The sequence below is a fragment of the Bacillus aerolatus genome (assembly GCF_009183655.1).
Taxonomy (GTDB): domain Bacteria; phylum Bacillota; class Bacilli; order Bacillales; family Domibacillaceae; genus Pseudobacillus; species Pseudobacillus aerolatus.
Genome location: NZ_WEIO01000010.1, coordinates 144,341 through 170,187, shown reverse-complemented (window position 1 = coordinate 170,187; position 25,847 = coordinate 144,341). Strand labels below are relative to the sequence as shown.

Annotated in this window: 24 protein-coding genes and 1 tRNA gene; 11 read left to right on the top strand and 14 right to left on the bottom strand. The window is 39.3% G+C overall.

The annotated features are described in order from the left end of the window. The 5 genes from F9802_RS15905 to F9802_RS15885 form a co-directional block, all read right to left on the bottom strand. The coding region (locus tag F9802_RS15905; protein ID WP_152153736.1) for a hydantoinase/carbamoylase family amidase at positions 1-821 on the bottom strand (821 nt) is incomplete at its 3' end. Positions 822-1,206: 385 nt separating this feature from the next. Next, positions 1,207-2,595 carry an allantoinase AllB gene (gene allB, locus F9802_RS15900; protein ID WP_152153734.1) on the bottom strand — a complete coding sequence of 463 codons (1,389 nt, stop codon included), beginning with the start codon at positions 2,593-2,595 and terminating at the stop codon, positions 1,207-1,209. Positions 2,596-2,679: 84 nt separating this feature from the next. Further along, positions 2,680-3,579: a cytosine permease gene (locus F9802_RS15895; RefSeq protein WP_225435378.1), complete on the bottom strand. Its 900-nt coding sequence runs from the start codon at positions 3,577-3,579 to the stop codon at positions 2,680-2,682. A gap of 31 nt (positions 3,580-3,610) precedes the next feature. Then, on the bottom strand, positions 3,611-4,834 hold the full coding sequence (locus F9802_RS15890) for an amidohydrolase family protein (protein WP_152153730.1): 1,224 nt from the start codon (positions 4,832-4,834) through the stop codon (positions 3,611-3,613). Positions 4,835-4,863: 29 nt separating this feature from the next. After that, the gene (locus F9802_RS15885; RefSeq protein ID WP_152153728.1) at positions 4,864-6,102 is read right to left on the bottom strand and encodes an amidohydrolase family protein; all 1,239 of its coding nucleotides are present in this window, start codon (positions 6,100-6,102) and stop codon (positions 4,864-4,866) included. Between the two features lie 490 nt (positions 6,103-6,592). Here F9802_RS15885 and F9802_RS15880 point away from each other — a divergent pair, with 490 nt between their 5' ends. The 7 genes from F9802_RS15880 (at position 6,593) to F9802_RS15850 (ending at position 13,395) form a co-directional block, all read left to right on the top strand. Next, positions 6,593-7,495 (top strand): ABC transporter permease, encoded by a 903-nt coding sequence (locus F9802_RS15880; protein WP_152153726.1) that lies wholly within the window; start codon positions 6,593-6,595, stop codon positions 7,493-7,495. A 27-nt stretch (positions 7,496-7,522) separates the two neighbouring features. Further along, complete coding sequence (nikB, locus tag F9802_RS15875) at positions 7,523-8,443, top strand: nickel ABC transporter permease (RefSeq protein ID WP_152153724.1); 921 nt, start codon at positions 7,523-7,525, stop codon at positions 8,441-8,443. 17 nt (positions 8,444-8,460) lie between these two features. Beyond that, complete coding sequence (locus tag F9802_RS15870) at positions 8,461-9,477, top strand: ABC transporter ATP-binding protein (protein ID WP_152153721.1); 1,017 nt, start codon at positions 8,461-8,463, stop codon at positions 9,475-9,477. A gap of 1 nt (position 9,478) precedes the next feature. Beyond that, positions 9,479-10,474 (top strand): ABC transporter ATP-binding protein, encoded by a 996-nt coding sequence (locus F9802_RS15865; RefSeq protein ID WP_152153719.1) that lies wholly within the window; start codon positions 9,479-9,481, stop codon positions 10,472-10,474. 220 nt (positions 10,475-10,694) lie between these two features. Beyond that, a complete protein-coding gene (locus tag F9802_RS15860; protein WP_225435377.1) occupies positions 10,695-11,354 on the top strand; it encodes a sensor histidine kinase in 660 nt (219 codons plus the stop codon). Then, positions 11,351-12,043 carry a response regulator transcription factor gene (locus tag F9802_RS15855; RefSeq protein ID WP_152153716.1) on the top strand — a complete coding sequence of 231 codons (693 nt, stop codon included), beginning with the start codon at positions 11,351-11,353 and terminating at the stop codon, positions 12,041-12,043. Before F9802_RS15860 ends, F9802_RS15855 begins: the two co-directional genes overlap by 4 nt. After that, complete coding sequence (locus F9802_RS15850; RefSeq protein WP_225435376.1) at positions 12,040-13,395, top strand: SLC5/6 family protein; 1,356 nt, start codon at positions 12,040-12,042, stop codon at positions 13,393-13,395. The genes F9802_RS15855 and F9802_RS15850 overlap by 4 nt, the downstream gene beginning before the upstream one ends. Before the next feature lie 409 nt (positions 13,396-13,804). On the opposite strand, the gene F9802_RS15845 is transcribed toward F9802_RS15850, so the two are convergent. The 5 genes from F9802_RS15845 to F9802_RS15825 all read right to left on the bottom strand — a co-directional run bounded on the left by F9802_RS15845 (position 13,805) and on the right by F9802_RS15825 (position 19,904). Then, positions 13,805-14,014 carry a hypothetical protein gene (locus F9802_RS15845; protein ID WP_152153714.1) on the bottom strand — a complete coding sequence of 70 codons (210 nt, stop codon included), beginning with the start codon at positions 14,012-14,014 and terminating at the stop codon, positions 13,805-13,807. 77 nt (positions 14,015-14,091) lie between these two features. After that, positions 14,092-15,657, bottom strand: coding sequence for a glutathione ABC transporter substrate-binding protein (locus F9802_RS15840; protein ID WP_152153712.1), 1,566 nt, complete (start codon positions 15,655-15,657; stop codon positions 14,092-14,094). Between the two features lie 357 nt (positions 15,658-16,014). After that, positions 16,015-17,580: a glutathione ABC transporter substrate-binding protein gene (locus tag F9802_RS15835; RefSeq protein ID WP_152153710.1), complete on the bottom strand. Its 1,566-nt coding sequence runs from the start codon at positions 17,578-17,580 to the stop codon at positions 16,015-16,017. A 127-nt stretch (positions 17,581-17,707) separates the two neighbouring features. Further along, complete coding sequence (locus F9802_RS15830; protein WP_152153708.1) at positions 17,708-19,189, bottom strand: amidohydrolase family protein; 1,482 nt, start codon at positions 19,187-19,189, stop codon at positions 17,708-17,710. Positions 19,190-19,589: 400 nt separating this feature from the next. After that, entirely contained in the window at positions 19,590-19,904 is a 315-nt protein-coding gene (locus F9802_RS15825) for a hypothetical protein (protein WP_152153706.1), read from the bottom strand. Positions 19,905-20,251: 347 nt separating this feature from the next. On the opposite strand from F9802_RS15825, the gene F9802_RS15820 reads away from it, so the two are divergent. After that, positions 20,252-20,848, top strand: coding sequence for a helix-turn-helix domain-containing protein (locus F9802_RS15820; protein WP_191992015.1), 597 nt, complete (start codon positions 20,252-20,254; stop codon positions 20,846-20,848). A 186-nt stretch (positions 20,849-21,034) separates the two neighbouring features. Here the strand turns inward: F9802_RS15820 and F9802_RS15815 are convergent, their stop codons facing one another. The 4 genes from F9802_RS15815 to F9802_RS15800 form a co-directional block, all read right to left on the bottom strand. Beyond that, on the bottom strand, positions 21,035-22,024 hold the full coding sequence (locus tag F9802_RS15815) for an S-layer homology domain-containing protein (protein WP_152153702.1): 990 nt from the start codon (positions 22,022-22,024) through the stop codon (positions 21,035-21,037). Between the two features lie 233 nt (positions 22,025-22,257). Continuing rightward, positions 22,258-22,330, bottom strand: a tRNA-Val gene (locus tag F9802_RS15810). A gap of 87 nt (positions 22,331-22,417) precedes the next feature. Beyond that, complete coding sequence (locus tag F9802_RS15805; RefSeq protein WP_152153700.1) at positions 22,418-23,116, bottom strand: hypothetical protein; 699 nt, start codon at positions 23,114-23,116, stop codon at positions 22,418-22,420. Then, complete coding sequence (locus F9802_RS15800) at positions 23,113-23,919, bottom strand: ATP-binding cassette domain-containing protein (protein WP_152153699.1); 807 nt, start codon at positions 23,917-23,919, stop codon at positions 23,113-23,115. Before F9802_RS15800 ends, F9802_RS15805 begins: the two co-directional genes overlap by 4 nt. A gap of 81 nt (positions 23,920-24,000) precedes the next feature. On the opposite strand from F9802_RS15800, the gene F9802_RS15795 reads away from it, so the two are divergent. The 3 genes from F9802_RS15795 (at position 24,001) to F9802_RS15785 (ending at position 25,804) form a co-directional block, all read left to right on the top strand. Then, positions 24,001-24,228, top strand: coding sequence for a hypothetical protein (locus F9802_RS15795; protein WP_152153697.1), 228 nt, complete (start codon positions 24,001-24,003; stop codon positions 24,226-24,228). A 142-nt stretch (positions 24,229-24,370) separates the two neighbouring features. After that, on the top strand, positions 24,371-24,748 hold the full coding sequence (locus F9802_RS15790) for a FixH family protein (RefSeq protein WP_152153695.1): 378 nt from the start codon (positions 24,371-24,373) through the stop codon (positions 24,746-24,748). Between the two features lie 330 nt (positions 24,749-25,078). Beyond that, positions 25,079-25,804 carry an alpha/beta hydrolase gene (locus tag F9802_RS15785; RefSeq protein WP_152153693.1) on the top strand — a complete coding sequence of 242 codons (726 nt, stop codon included), beginning with the start codon at positions 25,079-25,081 and terminating at the stop codon, positions 25,802-25,804. Positions 25,805-25,847 lie beyond the last annotated feature (43 nt).

Genomic DNA, 25,847 nt, shown 5'->3' with positions numbered 1-25,847 from the left:
ACTGTCGCAACTAACGGATCACCTTGCTGCTTCGCTAAACTGATTATTTCATAGATCATATGGCTAGCGGCATAGACAGCATCCTTACGATAGCCCATCGGCGTTGTTCCTGCGTGGTTCGCTTCGCCTGTTACTTCAATCGTAAAACGTCTTTGCCCGACAATGCTATATACGACACCGACAGACTTTTTTTCAGTCTCCAGTACATTTCCCTGTTCAATATGGATTTCTACAAACGCTTTTAAATCTTGACGCGGAGCGTTTGATTCGTCTCTAAAAGCAAAGCCCGATTCTTTCATCGCCCTAACAAAAGGAACACCCTCAAAATCGGCAATGGTTTCTACATCTTCTCGGTTTGCCATACCGACGACATTTTTTGAACCCCAGAAACAATAAGGAAACCGGCTGCCTTCTTCCTCTGCTAAAGATACGATTTCAAGATTTCGTTTCGGTTGCCCATATTGTTTCTTCAAATATTTTATCGCAAGAACACCTGCCACGATTCCGTATTGCCCATCATATAACCCGCCATTTTTCACGGTATCAATGTGGGAACCAGTAAGAAGCGTTTCATTTATGTTTGTGCCCTTTAATGTTCCGCTCAAATTCCCGATTTGATCAAATTGCACATCAAGCCCTTCGCTTTCCATCCAGCGCTTTAAAGCCCGTTGAGCATCCACCCATTCTTTTGAATAGAGGAAGCGAGACACTCCTCCGGCTGGATCCTTTCCAAAACCGCCTAACCATTCGAGCTTATCGACGATCTCTTCTGCTAAATGTTCAATGTCAAGCTTTCCTTCACATTTAACTAAGTCTTCCATGTTCATCATTCCCCTTCATTGATCCCCATAAAGCTTACTAATGTTTTTGCGGGTATAATTAGCTTAAATTGGAATGTATTAAGTTTCTCACTTAAATTTTAAGCGTTTTCACTTCGTTAGTCATTGTCGTTAATAGACAATGACACTATTAGTTTTTGTCCATTAGCGATAAAAGCATATTAACTTTTTGAACAGTACTATTAATCGCTCCGTATTTACTCGATTTTATAAAGCTCCTTAATATTCTCAATATTTTTTGGTACGAGCCCACCCCAGAAGCGATATATACAGCCACAAATTTCTCCCCCATATTAAAATCGCAGTTCATATTAATAGTTAGGCCACTCCTCTCAAATGATAGAGGAGTAACTTAAACTTAATGTTTTTAGAGCTTTACAGCTTCTTCTGCCTTTTTATATGTGACTAGTTGACCAAATGGATCGCCCATAATTCCTTGATTTACATCAAAGACAAGATTCCCGCGCACAAATGTTTTTGTTACACGGCAATTAATCTTTCTTCCAATGTACGGGCTATGTTGATGGCGGTAATAAAGGTCCTCTTTCTTAACTACATAAGACTGGCTGGCATCAACAAGGATGATATCGGCATCTTTTGATATGGCGATTTCCCCTTTATTACGCATATTGAACCGTTCAGCAGGATTCGTAGCAATCATGCGTACAAAGTCAGTTACTGGGACATTGCGTTTTAAAACTGCCTCATCAAACATTAAATCAACGTTATTTTGACAGCCTGTAATTCCTCCCCATACTTCAAAAATGTTATTTGTGGCACTATATTTCATTTCAAACGGACATGGCGAGTGGTCCGATGTTAACATATCAATCTTGCCTTCAATTAATTTGTTCCACAGCTTTTCTTGTTCCTCTTCGTTGCGCAGCGGGGGTGAACATTTTGCAACCGGGCCAATTTTCTCGAATTGGGCAGTTGTAATCGTAAAATAGTGGGGACAAGATTCAACAGTTACATCTTGACCTTCGTTTCGGGCTTTAATAATTTCTTCTACCGCCTCTGCCGTGCTAATGTGTACGAAATGAAGCTTACAACCTGTTTCTTTCGCTAAATATAGTGCCCGTTTTACGGCATCAACCTCTGTGAACACAGGACGGGATGCAACATAATCCGCAGCTGTTATCTTGCCTTGCTTGACCATTTCCTCACCTAAGCGGTCTGTAATGAGCGCGTTTTCCGCATGGATCGATAACATATGCCCTAACTCGGCCAGCTTCTTCATTCCCGCATAAAGAGTGTAGTCATCTACATTTGTGAAATCGTTCGGAATATCTGAACCACAAGTTGACATGAAGCACTTGTAAGCAACGACCCCTTCTTCAGACAACTCTTCAAGATGATCGAGATTACCAGGAACAAGTCCGCCATATAATGCATAATCAACATAGTTCTTTCCTTTTGCAGCTTCTAACTTTGACTGCAGCGTTTCCCTGTCTACTGTTGCCGGCAGTGCATTTAATGGCATATCTACATAGCTTGTTGTGCCACCTGCAGCCAATGCCTTTGTTCCTGTAACAAAACCTTCCCATTCTGTGCGGCCGGGCTCACAAATGTGAACATGAGTATCGATCATACCAGGCATTACATATTGTCCTTGAGCGCTTACGACCTGATCGGCTGCATCGTCAACCGTTTCAGCAATAGCAGATATTTTTCCATCTTTAATGGCAATATCAACGCATCTTATTTCATTCTTGAAAACAACTTTTCCGCCTTTAATAACTAGATCATACTTCATGTTTTTTCCTCCTCCAAATATATTGTTTGAACAATAATAATTTTCCGATTATTTTTGTTGTGAATCTATTTCACGATGGAATGATCAAGCTTCATTAACTGAATTTTCCTGTTTCTGTACTTTTACAGAAGCGAGTAGTCCCTTATTAACAAGAACAATATATATACTGAATGCGAGTATCGTACCTGAAAACCAGGACAGGTCATATAATGGTTTGAAGGCAGGGACGAACTGGCCTATTAAACTAATAACTCCCGCAATCACAGTGGCAATCAAAGCAGGCGTATGAAAACCGTTTTTGTAATTATACTGTCCATTAACGGAGTATAACTCTTTCACATTAAGCTCTCTTTTTGCGATAACATAGTAATGGGCAAGCATAACACCAGCTACGGGACTCAATAGACCACCGATAATATTTAAAAATATGAAAATGCTAGTAGTACTCTCCATTAACTTCCACGGCATAATGATAAAACCGGCGACAGCAGCCAATAAAGCACCTGTTTTGAAGTTAACCCTTTTCGGGAATAGCGATAATAATTGATAGCCTGCTGGAACAATATCACCAGTAACATTTACAGATAATGTTGTTAAACAAATGGTTAATACGGAAAGAGCAATGGCAAATTTATTATCAAAACGTTCAACTACGTCTAGTACATTCCATATCGGTGTGCCAAAAGCAACTTCCGAACCAACGATGACTGAGATACTTGCAATCGCAAATAATAAATACGTAATGACAATTCCGGCAATTTGTCCACTTATTTGGTCTCTTTGCGAGCGGGCTTCCCTTGTAAAGTCAGAAACACTTACGATCGGTGCAGCCCATGTTGCCAATATGGCACTTACACAAGCAAGGAAAACGATTATGCTGTTTCCTTCAATCTCTTTGGACATATATTGGAGAATCGGCGTAATCCCTCCGGCCAATTTAATCGCCCAGATTGCCATCCCGCCAAAAATGACATAAACTAGCAAGGAAGCCCAATTCGAGCTTCCTTATAACACCTTATGCTAATTCTCCCGCTACCACTTTCCCTTTAAAGATAACCGCTTCTCGTTTTGGCGTTCTGGCTACCGCTTCCGCTGAACAAGATGCATTGACAAGGACTAAATTCGCATCATCCCCCTCGAGTGGCCATGCTACCTCACCTTCTTTATTTAATGGAGTCAGCCCACCTGTCGCCCATTTTAGCGATTGAGCTAATGAATGTTCATCACTTTTCCGATAAACCTCTCCGTATCTTGTTACCTTTTCCAATACATCTCCATTGCCAAATGGTCCCCAACAATCATAGAAACCGTCACAGCCTAAATAAACATTTACCCCTTTTCGGTCTAAAAGGTCAATTGGCGGAAGTGATTTTATAATTGGAATCGTAGACATAATCGACATTCCGAGTTCGCTTAACTTGTCAGCGATCTCTTCTGCTTGTGGCTGAGGCACTTCGCCTAAACTAAAAGCATGACTTACAGCAGCGCGGTTCTGCCAATTGGCCTCCTCCACCATTTCTGCTAATTTATCAATGGTATAAAACCCAACATGTCCGCCATCATGTAAATGAATATCGACATCTGCATCAAACTCTGTGGCCAGGTTCATCATTTCATAAAGTGATTTCTCGATATTACGGTCAATTCCAGCGGGATCCAGTCCGCCGACAATGTGAGCCCCAGATCTCATCGCTTCTTTCATAAGCGGAATCACATTTTCCCTTAATAGACCATGCTGCGGGAAGGCAACAATTTCGTAAGTTAACTTATCAGAGTAATCCTCAAGCGCTGCATGTACACCTTCTAAGTTTTTCAAGCCGATATATGGATCAATATTTACATGGGTGCGTATATGAGTTGAGCCCTTTGACAAGATGAGTTCAATCATTTTGCTTGCTCGTTGCTTCGCTGTCGGAGCTAATTCTTCCAGCTCCATCGCTTCATAACGTAACCGTTCCTCTAAATTTTTTGCTGGTTTGCAGGCCTTCCATTCAAGAGACAGATAGGTTTTATCCAAATGATTATGCATTTCTTTAAAAGTTGGAACGGCTAAAAATCCTTTACCGTCCACTTTTCTTTTACCTTGTGGAATCTCAAAGTTTTGATTTTGTTTTTCTATAATTTTTCCATCTTGAATTTTCAAATGATATAGCTCAGTTTTTGTTGTGTAAGCCCCTTTTTCATCTTGAAGGTATCCCGTTTCTAACTGAACATTTGTTAACCAATATGGAGTTGACATTTTATTTCCCCCTCTGCTTGTTAAAAAATTTATACTCTTACGGTATCCGTTTCTTTTAATTTGCTTTCAACCTTTTTCCCTTTAAAGAACAACGATTCTACAGTTGCCCGTCTTGCAATAGCTTCTGCTGAACAAGTAGCATTGACCAATATCATTGTGGCATCATCACCAACCTTAGGCCAAACTCTTTCACCAGCTTCATTTAATGGTGTAATGCCGCCAGTAGCGTATTTTAGAACAGAAGATAAGGAATATTCATCAATCATCCGGAATCTTTCTGCAAGAACTCCCAGCTTTCGGATTGTATTTCCTGTCCCAAATGGAGACCAATGATCCGTAATACTATCATGCCCTACTGATACTGAAATTCCTAATTTGTCAAGCGCTGGAACTGGAATCGTTGGACGATTAATTGGAATCGTAGTCGTTACATCGATTTCTTGATCTTTTAAAATCTCTGTCATTTCGGAAAGTTCTTTTCCTTGCAGATCACCTAAAGCAATCCCATGGCTAATCGTTGCTCTTCCTTTAAGACCCGCTTCCTTCGTATAATGAACCATTCTCTCAAACGTAAAAGCACCTAAAGTGTCCGGGTCATGAAGGTGGATATCTACGCCTTTGTTGTTTTCAACAGCAATTTCAAAAATCGTGTGTAATGACTTTTCAATATTTCGATCTACCGTAGCTGGGTCAACTCCGCCAACCAAAGTGGCCCCATTTTTCATCGCATCACGGATTAGCTGCACAGAGTCACTTCTAAGCAGACCGTGTTGCGGAAAGACCACGATTTCATAAGTAAGAACACCTTCATATTTTTTCAAGGCATTCACAGTAGCCTCTAAGTTTTTCAGTCCGACCACGGGATCGACATTGCAATGAGTGCGTATATGCGTATGGCCATTTTTTAAATACAGTTCAATCATTTTTTCAGCACGTTCTTGTGCGGTTGGCAAAAGCTTTGGAAGAATCTCTCTTTCCTCTTCTATTCTAGTAAAAATTCCTTTTGTCATTGGCGTACAAGCTTTCCATGGCCCACCGTAGTAAGTTTTATCAATATGAATATGCATATCTTTTAATGAAGGAAGTAAAAGATGATGCTGGGCATCGAACTGATTGTCAGCGGATTCCGGCGCTTCACAGGTAATTTCTATAATTTTTCCACCTTTGATTTTCAAGTGGCAAATTTCTGTTTCGGTACCGGTAATTCGATCATTTTCGTATATGAAGCCTTTTTCTAAGCGAACGTTCGTGATCCAAAGAGTAGTCATTCAAATTCCTCCTATGTTTTAAAAAGGAAAAGTACTTTCCTTTTTTGATTATTTTACTAAGCATGATCCAGTTAGCTAGTTTAATCAAAAGCCATTAAAATACGATCAACATTTGGTTGTTCGCCCTGGTAGCTCTCATGTCCCTTCAAGTAGTCTACTGAAGTATTTTCCACCCATCAAAATAAAGTGAAACTTCCAACAGTGGGGGTCTTACTGCGAGTTAATGCGGGATAAAACGATCCTTCACCCTCCCTCCACTCTTGCTTATTTTCATTATAGAAGATGATGAATAGGGATATTTACAGAATATTTACCTGTTTTTTAAATATTTTGACAATTATAAAAAAAAACATTTACTTTATAATAAATTTTGATAACTTTAATAAAACGCTATTCATTTTATACCATCCCACCTTTTGAAAGGAGGAGCCGTTTTCATACCGATTGTCCTATTCAAGCTATACAAAAAACTTTTTAGGAGGGAAATAAGATGTCAGTTGAAGTAAAAACGGAACAGCCTACGGTTATCACACAATCTATTAGTAACCCAAAGGAATCTAAACTGAAAGACTTCCTCTCTATATTAATGATCAATAAAGCAGCAATGGTTGGGGGCATCATCATTCTTTTCTATATTTTTATTGCCTTGTTCGCCCCGCTGCTTGCTCCATATAGTCCTTATGATATTCATTTAGAAAATAAATTAATGCCTCCATCTGCAGACCATTGGCTGGGAACTGATGATAAAGGAAGAGATATTTTAAGCCGAATTCTATATGGTTCAAGGCTATCAATGGGAGTGGGATTTGCCGCCGTATTGTTCGGAGCATTTTTTGGAATTATTTTCGGACTAGTCGCTGGCTATTATGGAAAATGGGTCGACTCCATCATTATGAGAATGATGGATATAATGCTTGCATTCCCAGGAATTTTGTTAGCGCTTGCAATAATAGCTGCTCTAGGCCCAAGTCTTATCAATGTTACGATAGCTGTTGGAGCTTTCTCTGTTCCTTTATTTGCAAGGATTGTTCGCGGATCTACTTTAGAAGTAAAGCGCCTTGAGTATATTGATGCCATCCGTTCACTCGGGGCTAATGACTTAACCATTATTTTCAAACATATTTTCCCCAATATTCTTTCACCTATTATTGTCCAGGGAACGCTGCGTCTTGCTACTGCTATTCTCTCGGCAGCCGGGTTATCCTTCCTTGGGCTTGGTGCACAACCTCCTTCTCCAGAGTGGGGAACGATGTTAAGCATTGGTAGAGATTTCTTGTTCTCAGCACCATATGTTGCCTTATTTCCTGGCTTGGCTATTTCTATTTTAGTTTTAGGTTTTAATATCTTCGGAGATGGATTACGAGATGCGTTTGATCCAAGAATGAAGAAGTAAAAATAGATCAAGAGGAGGTTTCAGTCGATGTTAATGTTTATTCTTCGTCGTATTTTGCAAATAGTCCCAGTTATTATTGGAGTAACATTTGTTGTTTTCTTTATTATGCAGCTTGTCCCTGGTGACCCGGCAGTTTTGCTTGCAGGTGAAGGCGCTTCAAAAGAAGCAATTGAAGCAGTTCGTGAACAGCTTGGATTAAATCAACCTTTATATATCCAGTATTTTGAATACTTAATGAATGTTTTCAAAGGGGATTTAGGTGTTTCACTAAAGAATAGTCAGCCTGTGTTGGATGAAATTTTAGTTAGATTGCCGATTACGATAGAACTCGCTTTTTTCAGTATCATCATCACAGTTGTTCTAGGAATGACTGCAGGAATCATTTCAGCTGTCAAACCATATTCCCTTACAGATGTTAGTGTAATGCTCGTTGCTCTGCTTGGAATTTCATTACCAAGCTTCTGGCTTGGTTTAATGCTAATGTATTTCTTCTCAGTAAAACTGCAAATTCTTCCTGTTGCAGGATGGGATAGTCTGTTACATGTGATCTTGCCAGCCGTCACTTTAGGCGCAGGAGGAGCTGCGATTGTTGCCCGTATGACAAGATCAAGTATGTTAGAAGTTATTCGCCAAGACTATATACGAACAGCACGTGCAAAAGGGCTCCGTGAACACATTATCATTTATAAACATGCTTTAAGAAATGCATTAATACCTGTTATTACCGTTGTTGGATTACAGTTTGGCGCTTTGCTTGGCGGAACAGTTCTTGTTGAATCCATTTTTGCGATTAATGGCCTAGGCAGAATGATTGTTGATGCGATTCGGACGAGGGATTTGCCAATGGTTCAAGGTGGCGTATTATTTGCCTCCCTTATCTTCGTAGTGGTGAACTTATTCGTTGATGTGTTTTATCGAATTTTTAATAAACGGATTGAATTAAATTAAATTGGTGGTGATGGATTGTGAATGAAAAAAATAAACCCATTTTAGAAGTAAAAGGATTAAAAACACATTTCACTACTAAACGCGGTGTGAGTAAAGCAGTTGATGGCATCGATTTTACATTGCATAAAGGTGAGACTCTAGGGATTGTTGGAGAATCCGGCTGCGGAAAAAGCATGACATCCCTTTCTATTCTTCGCTTAATCCCTTCTCCTCCGGGAAAAATTGCCGGAGGTTCAGTTCTATTTAAAGGAAAAGATTTAGTGACAATGCCAGAGGGTGAAATGAGAGAAATTCGTGGAAACGAAATATCGATGATCTTCCAGGAACCTATGACCTCCTTAAATCCCGTGATACCAGTAGGAGAGCAAATTGCCGAAGCTATTAGGCTGCATCAAAAATTAGGAAAAAAAGCCGCATGGGAAAAATCCGTTGAAATGCTGAGATTAGTAGGAATCCCGTCCCCCGAAAAAAGGGCCAAACAGGAGCCCTTTCAATTAAGCGGAGGTATGCGCCAGCGTGTGATGATCGCCATGGCCCTTGCCTGTACTCCAGAAGTGTTAATTGCTGATGAACCAACAACGGCATTGGATGTAACGATCCAATCTCAAATATTAGAACTCATTAAAGACTTACAAACAAAGATAGGTATGGGCGTGATCATGATTACCCATGATTTGGGTGTAGTTGCGGAAACATGTGATAAAGTAGCCGTTATGTATGCAGGCAATATTGTTGAATACGCCTCTACAGAACAAATTTTCGCTAACCCAAAACACCCGTATACTCAAGGCTTGCTTGATTCATTACCTAAAATTAATGAAGATGTTGACGAGTTAAAAACGATTGAGGGCAGTATCCCAAGTCCTTATAATATGCCATCAGGCTGCCGCTTCGCTTCAAGGTGTCCTTACAAAGAAGAGATGTGCACATCTCATAAGCCAGAACTCATTGAACAAAATGACGGTGTGAAGGTAAGATGCTGGAAATATACAGACGAATGGACAGGTACCATTAAAAAAGAGGAGGTTGTCTAAAATGGAAACTACTGCAGAGAAAAAAATCATACTAGAAGTGGACCATTTAAAGCAATATTTTAAGGTGAAAACGGACTCCCTTTTTAAACCCAAAACATTTGTAAAAGCAGTTGACGACGTTTCGTTTCAATTATTTGAAGGAGAGACATTAAGTATTGTTGGTGAATCAGGATGCGGTAAATCAACAACAGGACGTGCGATTTTAAGGCTTGATGAGCCAACAGATGGTCAAATATTCTTTGCTGGGAAAAACATTCTCGAACTAAGTAAAAAAGAAATGCGTAAACTTAGAGGTGATTTACAAGTTATTTTCCAAGACCCGTTCGCTTCTCTTAACCCCCGCCAAACAGTAAAGCAAATTTTAGATGAAGCGATGGCGATTCAAGAAGTCGTTGCTAAACCACAAAGAATGGACAGAATGCTGGAACTGCTCCGCTATGTCGGACTTCCTCCAGAATCACTTGATCGCTATCCACATGAATTTAGCGGCGGACAGCGCCAGCGAATTGGGATTGCCAGAGCACTTGCTGTAAATCCAAAGTTAATTATTTGTGACGAAGCCGTTTCCGCTTTAGATGTTTCGATTCAAGCTCAAATCCTTAATCTATTAAAAGAGCTGCAAAAGCAGTTTCAGCTGACCTTTCTTTTTATTTCACATGATTTAAGTGTAGTTAGACATATTTCCGATCGTGTCATGGTCATGTATTTAGGGAAAGTCGTTGAAATCGCCGAGAAAAAAACATTATTTGATTCACCGCTCCATCCATATACACAGGCATTATTATCTTCCATTCCCACTCTAGATCCAACGTTAAAAAGAGAGCGTATCATTTTAAAGGGAGATGTGCCATCACCAATGAATCCCCCTAGCGGTTGTCGTTTCCATACGCGCTGCCCATTTGCGATGGAAAAGTGTAAGACAGAGGAACCTGCCTTGAAAGAATTGGATCGAAATCATTTTGTTAGTTGCCATATTGCAGAAAATCTGCCACAATAAATTACCAAAAATATTTTTCCGAATATTTCAAACATTAAAAATATGGTATACTGAAAAAGGGAGATGAAATTTTCTCCCTTTTTGTACATTAAAAGGAGAATTTTGCAAAATGATCACCCTTGATGCTTTCTCCATTTACATTATGATTTGTGTGCTCGCCCCTGTCTTAGGGGCATTCACGTTGCTTTTTCTGTTCATTTTTGAAAAGCGAATTGATCTATTGGAAAAACAAACTCGAGAAATTGCCTTAGAAAGAGAGTTGCAAACGGCTCTTTATAATCAATTAAACAAAGAAATACAACCGCATTTCTTTTTTAATACATTAAATTCGATTTTAAGTTTAGCAAGGTTGGATCGAAAGACAGAATTAATCCGTTCCATTGAGACACTTTCCAAGCTGCTTAAATTTAAATATCAAACGAATAATACGTTCATAACCATTGAAGAGGAACTGACTTATATTAATTATTATCTAGAAATACAAAAAACAAGATTTAGAGAACGACTTCAATACGAGATATCAACCGATCCAAAGGTAAACAAAGCCGTTATTATTCCTTTTTTAATTCAAACTCTCGTTGAAAATGCCTTTAAACACTCATTTGAAAAAAAGATAGGTGATGCTTTATTAAAAATAGAAGTCATAAAAATAGAACAAGCAATACATGTAACTGTATGGAACAACTTACCTGATCACCTTGATGAGAAACTTGGTAAAGGAGGACTTGGTTTAGGGAATATTATAAAAAGGCTTGATCTTCTATTCCCCAATGATGAAACTTCTGTCCAATTAACTAATTCAGAAGACGGTACGACCGTTATAGCCATTTTTCCGTTTGTCATCAAGTCATTGATGGAGAAAGGAGCATCGTCCATATGAATATTTTACTCGTAGATGATGAGCCACTTGAGTTAGAACAGCTTGAATATTTAATTCAAAAAAAGTTCTCGACTTGTAAGTTTTTCAAAGCTCTAGATGCCTCACAGGCCTTGCAAATCGTCAAACAACATGACATCTTTCTTGCTTTTCTAGATATTCAGCTTCCGGGAAAATCAGGACTCGACCTAGCTGCGGAGCTATCTCGTTCCTATACAATGGATATTATTATGGTTACAGCTTTTCAAAATTTTGAATACGCTCAAACATCGATAAGACTTGGGGTTGTTGATTACATCACGAAGCCTGTGATTGAGGAAGAGTTGATGGAGATCTTAGCCAAGTATCAACGATTAAGCAGATACTCAGAACAAATCATTAAAGCTTTACAAATTATTCAACAAGAATACAATGAAAAGCTTACCTTAAACTATTTAGCTTCTAAAATTCATATAAACTCTGCCTATTTAAGCAGGAAGTTTCAAGAAGAAGTCGGAATGGGATTTTCTGAATACTTAAATGATTTTCGTTTACAAGTTGCTCAAAAAATGTTAGTTGATCATCCAGAGTTAAGCATCAGTACCATCTCAGAAAGATGCGGATTTAACAGCCAGCATTATTTTAGCCAAATGTTTCGCAAAACAATCGGACAATCTCCCCGCGATTATCGCTTAAAGGAGACATTCCGTTGAAGAGAAAAGATTATCAAATTTATATAAGTGGTACAATTAAACTTGGAGTAGGTTTTGGCATCATTAGTTTACTGGCAAGATGGGTAACAGGGAATACCATTCTTTCCTCTCCGGAAACATTAATAAAATATGGACTAACTGGAGGAATTGGTTATTCGCTGATGGGGGCTTTTGCTCTTATTTTGTTTGGGTTTTTAGCAAAGAAAATCCACAAAAAATACCCTGGTCATCATACAATCGGTGATGTATTGAGGCAAAAGTTAACGCCTACAGGTTATTGGTATATGATCTCCGTCCTTCTTCTAACTAGCATCGATTCCTTATTGTTGCAAGCAATGGGAGCTCATATCCTTTTACATATGATTTTTCCGTTGCCTATTTTTACTGGCATGCTGATTTTTTTACTTATTTGCTTTTTTATCGGCGGAGTCGGTGGAATGCAAAGGCTTCATCAGCTGGCCGGTGCAAATGTAGCTCTAATTTTTGGAGCTGTTATTATTATCCCAGTCTATTTTTATATTCAAGAAGGCGTTTATCCCGTTTATGAAGGGATTAAGCTCTATCACCCATACTTACTGTACATTAACAATACAGATGCCTTTTTGTTTATTGTAACGGTTATATTAATCGGTTTTGGACAAGTTATGATTGACCGTGCCACTTGGCAAAGAGTTTTTATCATACAAAAAGAAAAAGCACAAATGGCCTTCACTCTAGCTGGATTAGTATGGGCAACCATTCCGCTCGCATTATCTTCTTTATTGATGATTATTATTTTTGGAAGAAGCTATGATACTATTTATTCCCTATTTTTTGAGCTGGTCGACAAAATTCAATCCACGATGCTTATTATTTTATTTGTTCTTTTTTGTTTTAGTGCCATTTCATCTGCTATTAGTTCAGAATTGCATGCTACGACAACATTAATTGTAAAAAATATAATAGAAGTATTTCGTACTTTAACGAATAAAGAAAAATGGAACTGCACTTACATTGTTTCTGGAATGATTTGCATATTTTTACTGACAATCGTAAGTTTCCTCGAACCAAACTTGCTCGGTTTATTGTTTTTCTTTGGGAATATTTATGCTTCGTTAATTGTCCCGTTACTCTATATCATCCTTAGCAAAAAAGTTCTTCCTTCTATCATTCCCTTAGCGTCATTCATTGGAGCAGCGGGAGGATATGTATCTTTACCAATGTTAGAAAATCTCATGGCCATTTGGGTTAGTTTTGCCATATCAAGTTTCATTTGTTTGGTTTATTTCATTTATCAATCTTTCTTCATAGAGCTGATACCTTTAAAAGATCATACAGGGAATTTCTTGGGAACTAAACAAAATGCTCCTTGATGACGGAACAACTCATAATTTCGACTTGCTGCCAACAAAGCCTGAAGCTAGAGCATTTATTTCAGCTATTTTAGTCACTTGAGCCGTCCCCATTTTAAACGTATCTGATTTCACAAAGTTTTCCCATTCCAATCAATTAGCTGCCGGATTGCTTCATGCATTCTGGTTTTATTTTTGCCTAACGAAAAGCTATCTACGCTTTGCAGATTTAAACAGAAAAGGGACCAGGGCAATGAACTCTGATTCCTAAGTAAGTTCTTCTAAACTCTCTTTTGGAAAAACTATGTTGTCTGATTAATGGTTTGAGATTGACCGCTTAATTAACCGTAAGTTATATTTCCCTTGTAAAAAAATACGGCCCGGCGTTTTGATCGTCTTGCACTGGCTTCTGCAGAACAGCTGGCATCGATTAGATAAAGGATGACAGCAACAGGAATCCTTGGGCGTCTTTCACAGGTAAGCTGATGGAAACAGCTGATCCCGCTTTGACAATCTTCGTGACCTTTCCAGCCTCTATTAATAAATGATATAGATCAGTTATTGTTCCTGTAACTCTGCCATTCTCTCTCATAAAACCACATTCTAAACGCGCATTCTTTAACCAATAACTTTCATTCACTTCCAGTCATCCTTTCATTTGAAATGACAAGATAAAAGGGCTTATCCAAATAGGATATCCCTCTTATCGTAAGCAGTTTATTCTGTTGAAACATCATTGATTTCTAAATAACCTGAAGGACTCATTGAAAAGCCTTCTACGCCTTTTGCAATAGCGGCCATATTTTCAATGACTCGGACCGGAATATATACGGCATCTTCCATTTCTATTTCTTGTGCCTTTGCATATAGTTCTATACGTTTTGCTTCATCCTTTTCACTACGGGCAGCCTCTATTAAGCGATCTACCTCTTTATTGCTGTAGAAGAATGTGTTACCTGCCGCGCCATGAGAGTTTGTATGGAAAAGATTATATTGATTATAATCCGCATCACCCGTTGCATTTCTCCAGCTGGAGATAAACATTTCTGTGTTGCCTTTATTGATTTGCTCAATAAATGTACCAAACTCCATGACCTGTACTTTTACGTTAATCCCGATGCCTTTTAACTGTGATTGAAGTACTTCTGCCAGATTTGCCCTTTCTTTATTATCCATTGTGATCAATGTTGTTTCAAATCCATTTGGGTAACCCGCTTCAGCAAGCAATTTCTTTGCTGCATTGAGATTATAATCATAGGCTTTCAGACCCTCATGGTATCCTAAAACCTTTGATCCCAATAACGAATTTGATTTTTTTCCGACATTATTGAAAACGCCTTCAATAATGGAATCCATTTCAACAGCATGAGCGATCGCTTTACGTACCCGCACATCATTAAATGGTTTCTTTTGTACATTAAAGCTAATAAATTCTGTACCGAAACCTTCACTGCGGTATGCCTCCACAGCAGATGATGCTTCTACCGTATCCATCATGGCTACAGAAAGAGGTTCAGCGATATGCGCTTCACCTGTTTCAAGCATGGCAATTCTTGTCGTTTCTTCAGGTACTACCTTGAAAACGACTTTGTCTACTTTAGGTGCAGTTCCCCAATAACTTTTGTTTTTACTAAGATTAATTTCTTGGCCCGGAGTCCAGGATTCAAAAACAAAAGGACCCGTTCCATTAGGTTCTTGAATCATTTTTTTACCATATTTCTCAATCGCCTTTGGACTGATAATCCCGCCTTCATGACCTGCAAGAATAGAAAGTAAAGGCGAAAATGGTTTTGTTAATATGAATTGAACGGTATAATCATCGACTATTTTCACTTCTTTTACCATTTCAAATACAACCGCTCTTGGAGAGGCTACCTTCGGATCTAATAGTCTATCAAATGTTGCTTTCACAGCATTCGCATTAAAAGGTGTTCCATCATGAAATGTAACGTCTTCTCTAAGTTTAAATTCCCATGTCGTATCATTCAATTGCTTCCACGATTCTGCCAACAAAGGCTGGATTTCGGCATTTTTATCTCGTCCTACTAACCCCTCATAAACTTTGCTATGAGTAACACTTGCCGCATTGATGGTAGACATAAAATGATGATCTAAATTTTCGGCGTCTGACAAACGTGTAATAACTAAAGTCCCTCCATCTTTGGATGCTTTGTCACTGCCACTTCCCATTGTACTTACGTCCTGATTTGTAGAACAGCCAGTCATCAGGATCGCCATCACCATGACTAGCAACCATCTTCCAACCCCTCTTTGTACCTCCATAGACTATTTACCCCCTGCTTTTCATTTGAAAAATCTATATATTTTTCAAATCATAATAAATTTTCTAATTACTAAAACTCCTGTGTTTTCGCTATTTCTTTCACCATTTTGACTTCTTTAAAAAAAGTGCCCATTTGGCATTTGGAAGTAATACCTCACTCAGACAGAGGGCCTTATACGCAGCTTGAATTTCAATGAAGCGTACAGTTGTGTACTAGTTGGAATGGATACTAGGACGCTTTTTTTCGATTTCACAGCGGCCAATTATACTTGAAGCCGGGATACAAGTCCCCCAGACACCCTTTAAACAAGATAAAAGAGCTTATCCAAATAGGTTATCCCTCTTATAGTAAGCCATTACTTTATTGAAACATCATTGATTTCTAAATAGCCGGAAGGGCTCATTGAAAAGCCTTCTACGCCTTTTGCAACAGCAGCCATATTTTCAATGACTCGGACCGGAATATATACGGCATCTTCCATTTCTATTTCTTGTGCCTTTGCATATAGTTCTATACGTTTTGCTTCATCCTTTTCACTACGGGCAGCCTCTATTAAGCGATCTACCTCTTTATTGCTATAGAAGAATGTGTTACCTGTCGGACCATGAGAGTTTGTATGGAAAAGATTATATTGATTATAATCCGCATCACCCGTTGCATTTCTCCAACTGTAAATAAACATTTCTGAGTCGCCTTTATTGAGTTGCTCAGCAAATGTACCAAGCTCCATGACCTGTACTTTTACGTTAATCCCGATGCCTTTTAACTGTGATTGAAGTACTTCTGCCAGATTTGCCCTTTCTTTATTATCCATTGTGATCAATGTTGTTTCAAATCCATTTGGATAACCCGCTTCAGCAAGCAATTTCTTTGCTGCATTGAGATTATAATCATAGGCTTTCAATCCCTCATGGTATCCTAACACCTTGGGCCCCATTAACGAATTTGATTTTTTTCCGACATTATTGAAAACGCCTTCAATAATGGACTCCATTTCAACGGCATGAGAGATCGCTTTACGTACCCGCACATCATTAAATGGTTTCTTTTGTACATTAAAGCCAATGTATTCTGTACCAAAACCTTCACTGCGGTAAACATCCACAGTTGCTGATGTTTCTACCGTATCCATCAGAGCTATAGAAAGAGGTTCAGCAATATGGGCTTCCCCTGTTTCAAGCATGGCAATTCTTGTCGTTTCTTCAGGTACTACCTTGAAAACGACTTTGTCTACTTTAGGTGCCGTTCCCCAGTAGTTATCATTTTTACTAAGATTAATTTCTTGGCCCGGAGTCCAGGATTCGAACACAAAAGGACCCGTTCCATTAGGTTCTTGAATCATTTTTTTACCGTATTTCTCAATCGCCTTTGGATTGATAATCCCGCCTTCATGACCCGCAAGAATAGAAAGTAAAGGTGAAAACGGTTTTGTTAATATGAATTGAACGGTATAATCATCGACTATTTTCACTTCTTTTACCATTTCAAATACAACCGCTCTTGGAGAGGCTACCTTCGGATCTAATAGTCTATTAAATGTCGCTTTTACAGCATTCGCATTAAAAGGTGTTCCATCATGAAATGTAACGTCTTCTCTAAGTTTAAATTCCCAGGTTGTATCGTTTAACTGTTTCCACGATTCTGCCAACAAAGGCTGGATTTCGGCATTTTTATCTCGTCCTACTAAGCCCTCATAAATTTTTCTATGAGTAACACTTGCCGCATTGATGGTAGACATAAAATGATGATCTAAATTTTCAGCGTCTGACAAACGTGTAATAACTAAAGTCCCTCCATATTTGGATGCTTTGTCACTGCCACTTCCCATTGTACTTACGTCCTGATTTGTAGAACAACCAGTCATCAGGATTGCCATCACCATGACTAGAATCCATCTTCCAACCCCTCTTTTTATCCTCATAGACTCGAACCCCCTGCTTTTTATTTAAAAACCCTAGGCCTCTATCTAATTATATTAAATATTCTGATTATATTATTTGTAATATCTTTACTAGTTTTGTCACTATTTTTACTTCCTAAAAAAACACTTACTTTTCCGTATGGATTGTATCAACAATCTTAAAAGAAGGCGGTAGCAAATCATTCTCAGGAAGCTGCTGATAGTCTCTCTCCATATATCCCTTTCTCATTTTTTCAAAATATTTCTGTCCCTTAGATTTGATTTCATCTAAATCAACATTAGGTATTTTTCGGTTATTCATTACTACCCGGCCATTAATGATCGACAATTTCACATCTCTTCCGCTTCCGCTAACGACCATTGTTCGAATAGGGTCATCTAAAACACCCATATGAAACCCATCTAAGTCAATCGCAATAATATCTGCTTTCGCCCCTGCAGCAAGTCGGCCTAGATCGTCCCTTCCAAGAAATTTAGCGGCACCCAATGTGGCTGATCGGTAAAAATCAGCGTAAGTTGAGTCATCTACTTCTTTATCAATTAGTCGTGAAAGTATGCTGCCTGTTCTGATATTCTGGAACATATCTGGAGGAAATGTATCTGTTCCCAATGCTAGATTGATTCCGCCCCTTTTATATTTCGCAAAGGATTCTAAAGCCTGGCCATGTCTTCCAATAATTAGAGGGCAATGAATCACAGTAGTATTGGTTTCTTTTAGAAGTGCCAAATCGTTTCCCTCACCGGTTCGTGCTTCACTATATTCGGATATAAAATAGGCATGCGGTATTCCTGTTTTTGGACCTAAGAAACCAAGGTCGTACAAGTATCGAATAGGAGTAACACCATGTGTATGAACGATTGTATGATATTCAAAGCTTCCTTGTGCAGCATGTAGTTTGATTGGCACACCTAATTTTTCACTAAAATATTTTGTCTGTGTCAGACTTACTTCCGTTTGACACTCAATCCGTTCTGGAGCGAGCATCCCTCTTATCAATCCATTGTGTGTCCCATCAAATTCCTCTACAAACCTTACAGCTCTTTGTAAACCTTCCCTCCCAGCTTCCTCATCCCAGTAAAGCTTTATATTTCCATCTGGCTGGACGACTCTGACCCCAGATTGATAACTTGGCCCTAAATAAATTCTTAATCCTAAGTCTGCTGCGTGTTTTGCTGCGAAGGCTAGCTCTTCATACGTTTCGGCCCATTTTTTATAAAAAGCGGAAGTAATAGGCATCGCGGTTGTAACCCCATGCAGAATGAGCTGTGAATATGCATATAGGGATTTAAAGGCTTCTTCTTCCTCCGTCATTACTTCATGATGTCCATTTTCAACATATTGCTCTGACCAAAGCAGGTTTTTCTGTCTGTTCGCACTAGCTTCCAAATGTAAAATATCGTGATCAATATCTCCTAAGGCATTTAAATCGATAAACCCTGGACTAATGACAGCGTTACCAGCGTCCATCACCTCATCCACTTCTTCAGGATAACTGTTCCCAACATAGAGAATCGTTTCATTTTCATAAACGACCTCCGCATTTTCTAGTATGACATGGTCGTAACCGTCGTAGCCAATGACGTATCTTCCCTTAATCTTTGTCTTCATTTATATTCTCCTTTCGTTATAGCAAAACTGTTAGTACTTCAAGTATAAGAGAAAAGGATAAAAATTACTTTTAGAATTATTACATTTTTTTTAAAATTTCTTTACTCCTTTCGTGGGTGTCAATCTCTTGAAAAATCTTCTCATTTCGTGTCTAGTTTTACGAATCCATTGTAAGTTAAATAGCAAGAGATCCTTATCTTAATTTGATTGGTTGACTGAAGACAAAGTAAGGAGAATTAACACAATAATGTTGTATTTAAACCCACTCGAAATACCTCAAAACCTTACCCGCTACTTTTTAAAGTTAGGAATAACAACGGACAGATCCATAACCTTAAATGCATATTTAAATCATCCTGGCTTAATGTATAATAAACCTAACTTAAATGAAATTGCAGATTCAGACGATAAATCCCCAAAAGAAGTAAAAGAAATATTTCAAATTATGCAAAGATGAAAGACTACTATTTTCCACACCTATGCTACTAGTCAATTTCCAAGCCTCTCTCTTACTTCTAATTGATCTAAAACAAGAAACCCAGTTATTCATATAGCTACCTTCAAAAGATGTTCTGATAGCCTCAGAAAGTTCCTTTAAATGTAATTCCTTCTTGGCCTGCTGCCCTTTTCTTTGTTCTTCCTCAATTCGTTCCCGTTGTGCGTATTCAGGACAGTTCATTATTCTATATTCTCGCCGTCTATTCCAGTTGTCCATCTCTCCTACTTCAGTATAGGTGCTATTGTCACACCTACATGGGGAGTCATGCCGGTATATTTTTTCTCAAATCATCATTTAACCTCGGGAGTATGAATTACTACCTCCTCATACTATACAGAATATTTAAAAATAACCACATATTTAGGAACCAGTGTTCTGCTATTTATTTTATAATAAAGATATATATGAATCTTATCAGAGGTGCAGTATGGAAAATAATGCTATTAATATATCCTTTGAAATCCTTTGAAACACTTTTAAACAAGATTATTCATGAAGAACTTGTTCAACTAAAGAACCGGATTTCTGAGACGAATAACCCTATCTCAAAGAGATATATGACTATGAAAGAGGTTGCCTGTGCTACCGGAATCAGTTCTTCCATATTACGTCAATTAACATACGCAAGAGCCATGCCTCATTTAAAAGTAAAAGGACGGTTATTATTTGAAAAAAACGAAATAAAGGAAACGGTTGCTGAATACAAGAAGTTTGGATGGACGGATCCAGATAAAAATTGGAATGTCTCGAAAGTCCAATCAGAAGTTATTAATTTTGAAAAAAATAAGGGAGGGTCTAAATTGATAGAGGATATTCTCAGGGAGATAGTCAGGGAAGAACTTGATAAATTCTCTAATGATTTAAGGACAGAGGCTAAAAAAGAAAAAACTCGTTATTACGGAAGAACAGTCTTCACAGTAAAAGAAGCAGCGGAATATTTCCGAACTAGTCCTGCAACTATATATAATTTGATTCAAGAGGATGGGATGCCCCATTTTAAAATACAAAGCAGATCTTTTATTGTTTTAGAAGAAGCTGAAGCATTCTTATGGAGAGAAACGGCAAAGTCTTATGCCACTAAAGGGAACATTTACTGGCAACGCATCCTCCAAAATCTTGATTGGGAAGAGAAAGAAACGCAGCTTATGCAAGAGCCTTAAAAAGACTTGAAGAGGATTTCCAAACCTTCTTAATAAGACAGAACAAAAGGATAAAAAATTGGTAAAATGCTGATACTGTTCATTAAGAAAGGATGACAGTAATGATCTCCATTTCTGCTAACAGGACACGGAAAATCCTGTTAGCATCTTTCTTTTGAGATGTTTGTAAACAATCTGATTACAAATTTATTCAGTTACTTCGAACGGAATAGCTAAAGTCATTTTCGTTCCATCTTCTTGCCAGAAATTCTGGACCAATCTATATTCGCCTTTTTCAAGCTTCGATTTGTAAGTATAACCGTAGATTATGTGTTCATAACTTTCAGCTGGTCGTGTTTCGTTCATAATAGCTGGAGGAACTATATCTTTATTGAACGGCACCTTATACCATGATCCTTCTTTCTTTACTTCCAACGGAAAATTATATTCAAAATGATAGGTTAATTTGCTCATATTTTTAACTGTCAGTTTCAGCTGCTTTCCTTCCGATTCGCTGTAACTTGTTTCATCTAATTTTAGAGTCAATCCTCCATCTGAAAAAGGCAATTCACCGTAAGGAGATTTTTGTTTCAGCAGTGGTTCTGCCTTATAGAGCATTATCACTAATTCTCCCCTCTTCAAAGTGTCTTGAACACCGAAACGATTTGGTGACTTCCCTTGTACAATGCCAGACGCTACGAGTCGGTTGACTGCATCTTCATATCTGTCTGTCACATCCGTAAAGGGACTTTTTTCAGTTGTTGGTGGCAGATTATATGCTTTTGATAGAATAAGAGCCAATTCACCTCGTGTCATCGTTTCATTAGGAGCAAATGATGTTGCTGTTTTACCATTGATAATCTTTGCTTCATGAAGAGCCGATACAGCTGTAATCGCGCGTTCTGGAAGATCTGCAAATGGTGTTTCCCATGTCGCTGGAATATCCATGTCAATACTTCTCGCAATCATTATAGCTCCATCTACACGTTTAAGCGGTTGAGCGATACTGAACTGTACTTGGCTTATCCCTTTTGCGATATTATTGTACCATGAGTATGCGACGGCATCCCTATAACGATCGGATACATCAAAGAAAACAGGCATCGTAAAATTAGCCGCATTTGCAGATGTCAGACTTGGTGCAAACAATCCTCCTGCTATTATGCCTACTGCAAGAATACGTTTGATCTTTTTCATAAATAGATTCCTCTCCTTTTGACCCTTTTTGGAAATATCTGCATTACTCAATCCGGTATAGCGGATATTTCCAAATATGGTAGATAATTAAGGTGAATCAATTTATCACTTCTTATTTCTCAAAGATATGGAAGGAAGGCATTTGAACACAAGACTAAAGCGGGGATAAAAGAATAAAACAAAAAAAGCCTTGAACTCTTATAAAACAAGAGTTCAAGGCTTTCGTTAAAATATGATTCCTACTGGGTTCGAACCAGCGACCTCTACCCTGTCAAGGTAGCGCTCTCCCAGCTGAGCTAAGGAATCGTTTAACTGACAATTATTATTCTACGAAATATGTTGGAAGTTGTCAACGGTTATTTTGTTTTTTTAGAAAAGATTTCTTTCAGGTTGTTAGTTCACTTTTTCTCTTGTTAAAAATAGCTTTATTAGCACCATAAAGCCAATGATCAAGTAAACGGCGATCCAGATGTTTTTCCCCGGGTGCGCAGTGATCCCTTCTTTCATTATATTGGTGACGGTGCCGACGGGTGGAAGACTCCATACGATCCATTTCAAAGCTACTGGCAGCACGTCCATGATTTTTGTGCTGACGATGGCGGCGCAGACGAAGAAAGCGCTGCCGCTCCATGAGTATTTTTTTCCGCCCATATTGGTCGCGCTGAAGAGGCCGCCTGTGAAAATACCGAAAAGAATGAAAACCACGTGTCCATACATGAAATGAACAATGTGCTGGATCGTGAGCGGTTCGTTGAATATGCCGAGCAGGAGTGGCATGAAAAATGAAATGGCGGCGAGAGCTGCTCCGGCTAGAAAAACGACGATGATTTTTCCGTATAGAAAGTGCTGTCTCTTTGGCATGTACGACAGCAACATTAGTTTTTCGCTGCCTTTTTCTAGATTGAATACGCTCATAGCGTTCCAGACGATGATCGGATAGAGAACGACGGCTGAGATTGAATAGCTGTCAGCCATCGGCAAATTTTTGTAATAGTACTGGGTGAAAATCCAGGCGATGTATAACATGGCGGGCGGCATCCACTTTAATGAATGGAATAAGGACAGCAGCTGATAATGAATAAATGATTTCATTGTGCTTCCCCCGCTCTCACTTCTATAATATGTCCGCCGTTTCTAAGGATCTGTCTAAGCACTTTGTCTGACTCACCCTTCTGCACAGTCAGTCGGTATGTGCGTTCTGCTAATTTGTCTGCCTGCAGCACGTTTTCCGGCAGCGGTGCGGAAAACTGGCATGTAATAAGCATGATACCGCTTTTCTTCTGAACAGCTGAAAACGAAACGAGCCGGCCTTCTTCGATCACAGCCATGTGTGTCGCCAGCTGCTGAACGAGCGCGAATTCATGCAATGTAAACACCATCGTCTTCCGTCCTCTTCGCTCCAGCAGCAAGTCGACCGCTGACTGGACGGCATTTTCATCGAGACCGGTAAATGGTTCGTCGAGAAAAAGCACGTCCGCCTCTTTGAGAAGTGCCTGGATAAAGCCCGCTTTTTGTTTCGTCCCTTTCGAGCATTTTTTTAAAGGTACGTCTAAAAAAGAATCGAGCCCGAACAATGTTGTGTAGTGACTGACCTCTTCTTTCTTTCGGCCGCCGCTCATCTCCCTGAGTAAATCTAAATACTTTTTTATCGTAAACGGAAGATGTTCCGGGAAGTGCTCCGGCACGTACGCATGCGAGTTAAAGTTCCGGTGGATCTTTCCCGTCTGCGGTTCACATATGCCAGCTAACAGTTTAATTAATGAGCTTTTCCCCGAGCCGTTCGCCCCCGTTACCGCTACAGCCGCTCCTTCTTCTATCGCAATGTTAACTCCTCTTAATATGTCTTTCCCATTCACCGAAAATCCGGCTTGTGACTCTTCCATTATTTTCTCCATCGTTTCCCCCTGAAAATCGGCTATTCTCCTTGATTAAAGAACATTCGTTCGTATAAAATAAAAACAAGGAGGCGATTACAATTGAACGCTTTATTTCTAAGAAGCCAGCGTGAAGAGATGCCGCTCGTTATTATGTATGAGGCACAGGACGGGACGATCACCCAGCGCAATATTGTGGTGAAGTCACTCTCTCCGTCTGCCATATATGCTTATTGCTTTTACCGCAAACAAAATCGACGTTTTTTGCTTTCTAATATACTTGCCGCTTATCCAGCTGCTGCTTTGCGCAGAAACAGCCATACAGCTTGAGGGTTCTTGCCCTTAGGCATTTTTTTATTTGTTGAATAAAAAGTGACCACTTTGACACTTTTTTCAGGTTAGGTTGTCTACAATGAAAAGCTTAGGCAATACATAATAAGATGTAAAGAAAATTTTGGAAAGTGGTGACATAGTGAAAAAGCTCGCTATTTTGTTTTTCAGTTTATTAGTGATCCTCGTCGGGTGTTCAAATGGGAAAAAAGAAGAAAAACCAGCCGAGACAAATAAAGCACCCGAAATGTTAAATGTAGAAATTCAACTGCCGGATCAAGCGGAACCGAATGAAAAAGTGACTCTCAGTGCGAAAGTGACACAAGGGGAAGAAAAAGTAGAAGATGCCAGCGAAGTGCAGTTTGAAATTCGCAAAAAACGGGAAGACAATGGCAGAATGGTAAACGGCAAATACACGCTCGCTCATACGTTTATCTCCCCAGACACGTACAACGTGAAAGTGCACGTAGAAAAAGGCGAACTTCATGAGCACCAGCAAGAATCAGTGGAAATAAAATAATCTTTATATTGTAAAGAGGCAGCCACATTTGTGCACTAATAATTGGGGTTTATGCACGGGCTTTATAGCGTCCTGCACGAAAATCTGCAAAATATGCACCGGCAGCCTGGCATTGTGCACGAAATACTCGACTTTCTGCACGCCCACATCCAATTTATGCACAGGCTCCCCGCAATCTGCATGCCAGTCAGCCGAAAGCTCCCCTTTTCTTTCGCTTCCCTGTGTTCAAGTTTGTATTCTTATTCCGGAACTGAAGCGTCGCGGCTTACCCTCCGGCCGTTTTATGCTAGAATTGAATGAAAAACATTATCAATTTTTGGGAGGAAAGCTATGACGTTGAAACGCGGCACGATTCAAGATGAAACGATTTATTCGAAAGAGCTCGGTGAAGAAGTCGAGCTGCTCGTGTATCTTCCAGCGAATTTTTCCCCGTTATATAAATATTCGCTATTAATTACCCAGGATGGGAAAGACTATTTTCAAATGGGTCGTATTCCGCGTGTAGCGGATGAATTGCTGGCGGAAGAAGCGATTGAAAATATCATTATCGTCGGTGTACCTTACCGCGATGTCGAAGACCGCTGGCAAAAATACCATCCGGACGGCGCTAAACAGGAGGCGTACATTCGCTTTTTGGCGCATGAGCTTGTGCCGTTTCTCGATGAAAAGTATCCCGTCCATCACATCGGTCATGGCCGGGCGCTTGCGGGTGATTCACTGGCGGCCACTGTTTCATTAATGACTGCTCTCCGCTACCCGCATACGTTTGGCAAAGTGCTCATGCATTCGCCGCACGTTGATGACAAAGTGATCAATGCGGTTAGTGAAGCAAAAGATTACAAACACTTGAGCTTGTACCATGTCATCGGCCTTGAGGAGACAGAAGTAACGAGAACAAACGGAGAAATAGATGATTTCCTGTCACCGAACCGGGCGCTCAGTGATCTCTTCTATGAAAAAGGCTTTGATTTCTTTTATGACGAATTTCAAGGAGGACACTCCTGGAAGTCTTGGCAGCCTGATTTAAAAAGGGCGCTTCTCACGATGTTTGAATAAGTTGTTTTTGCAGAAAAGTATTTTCCCTATGGAATAATTAGAA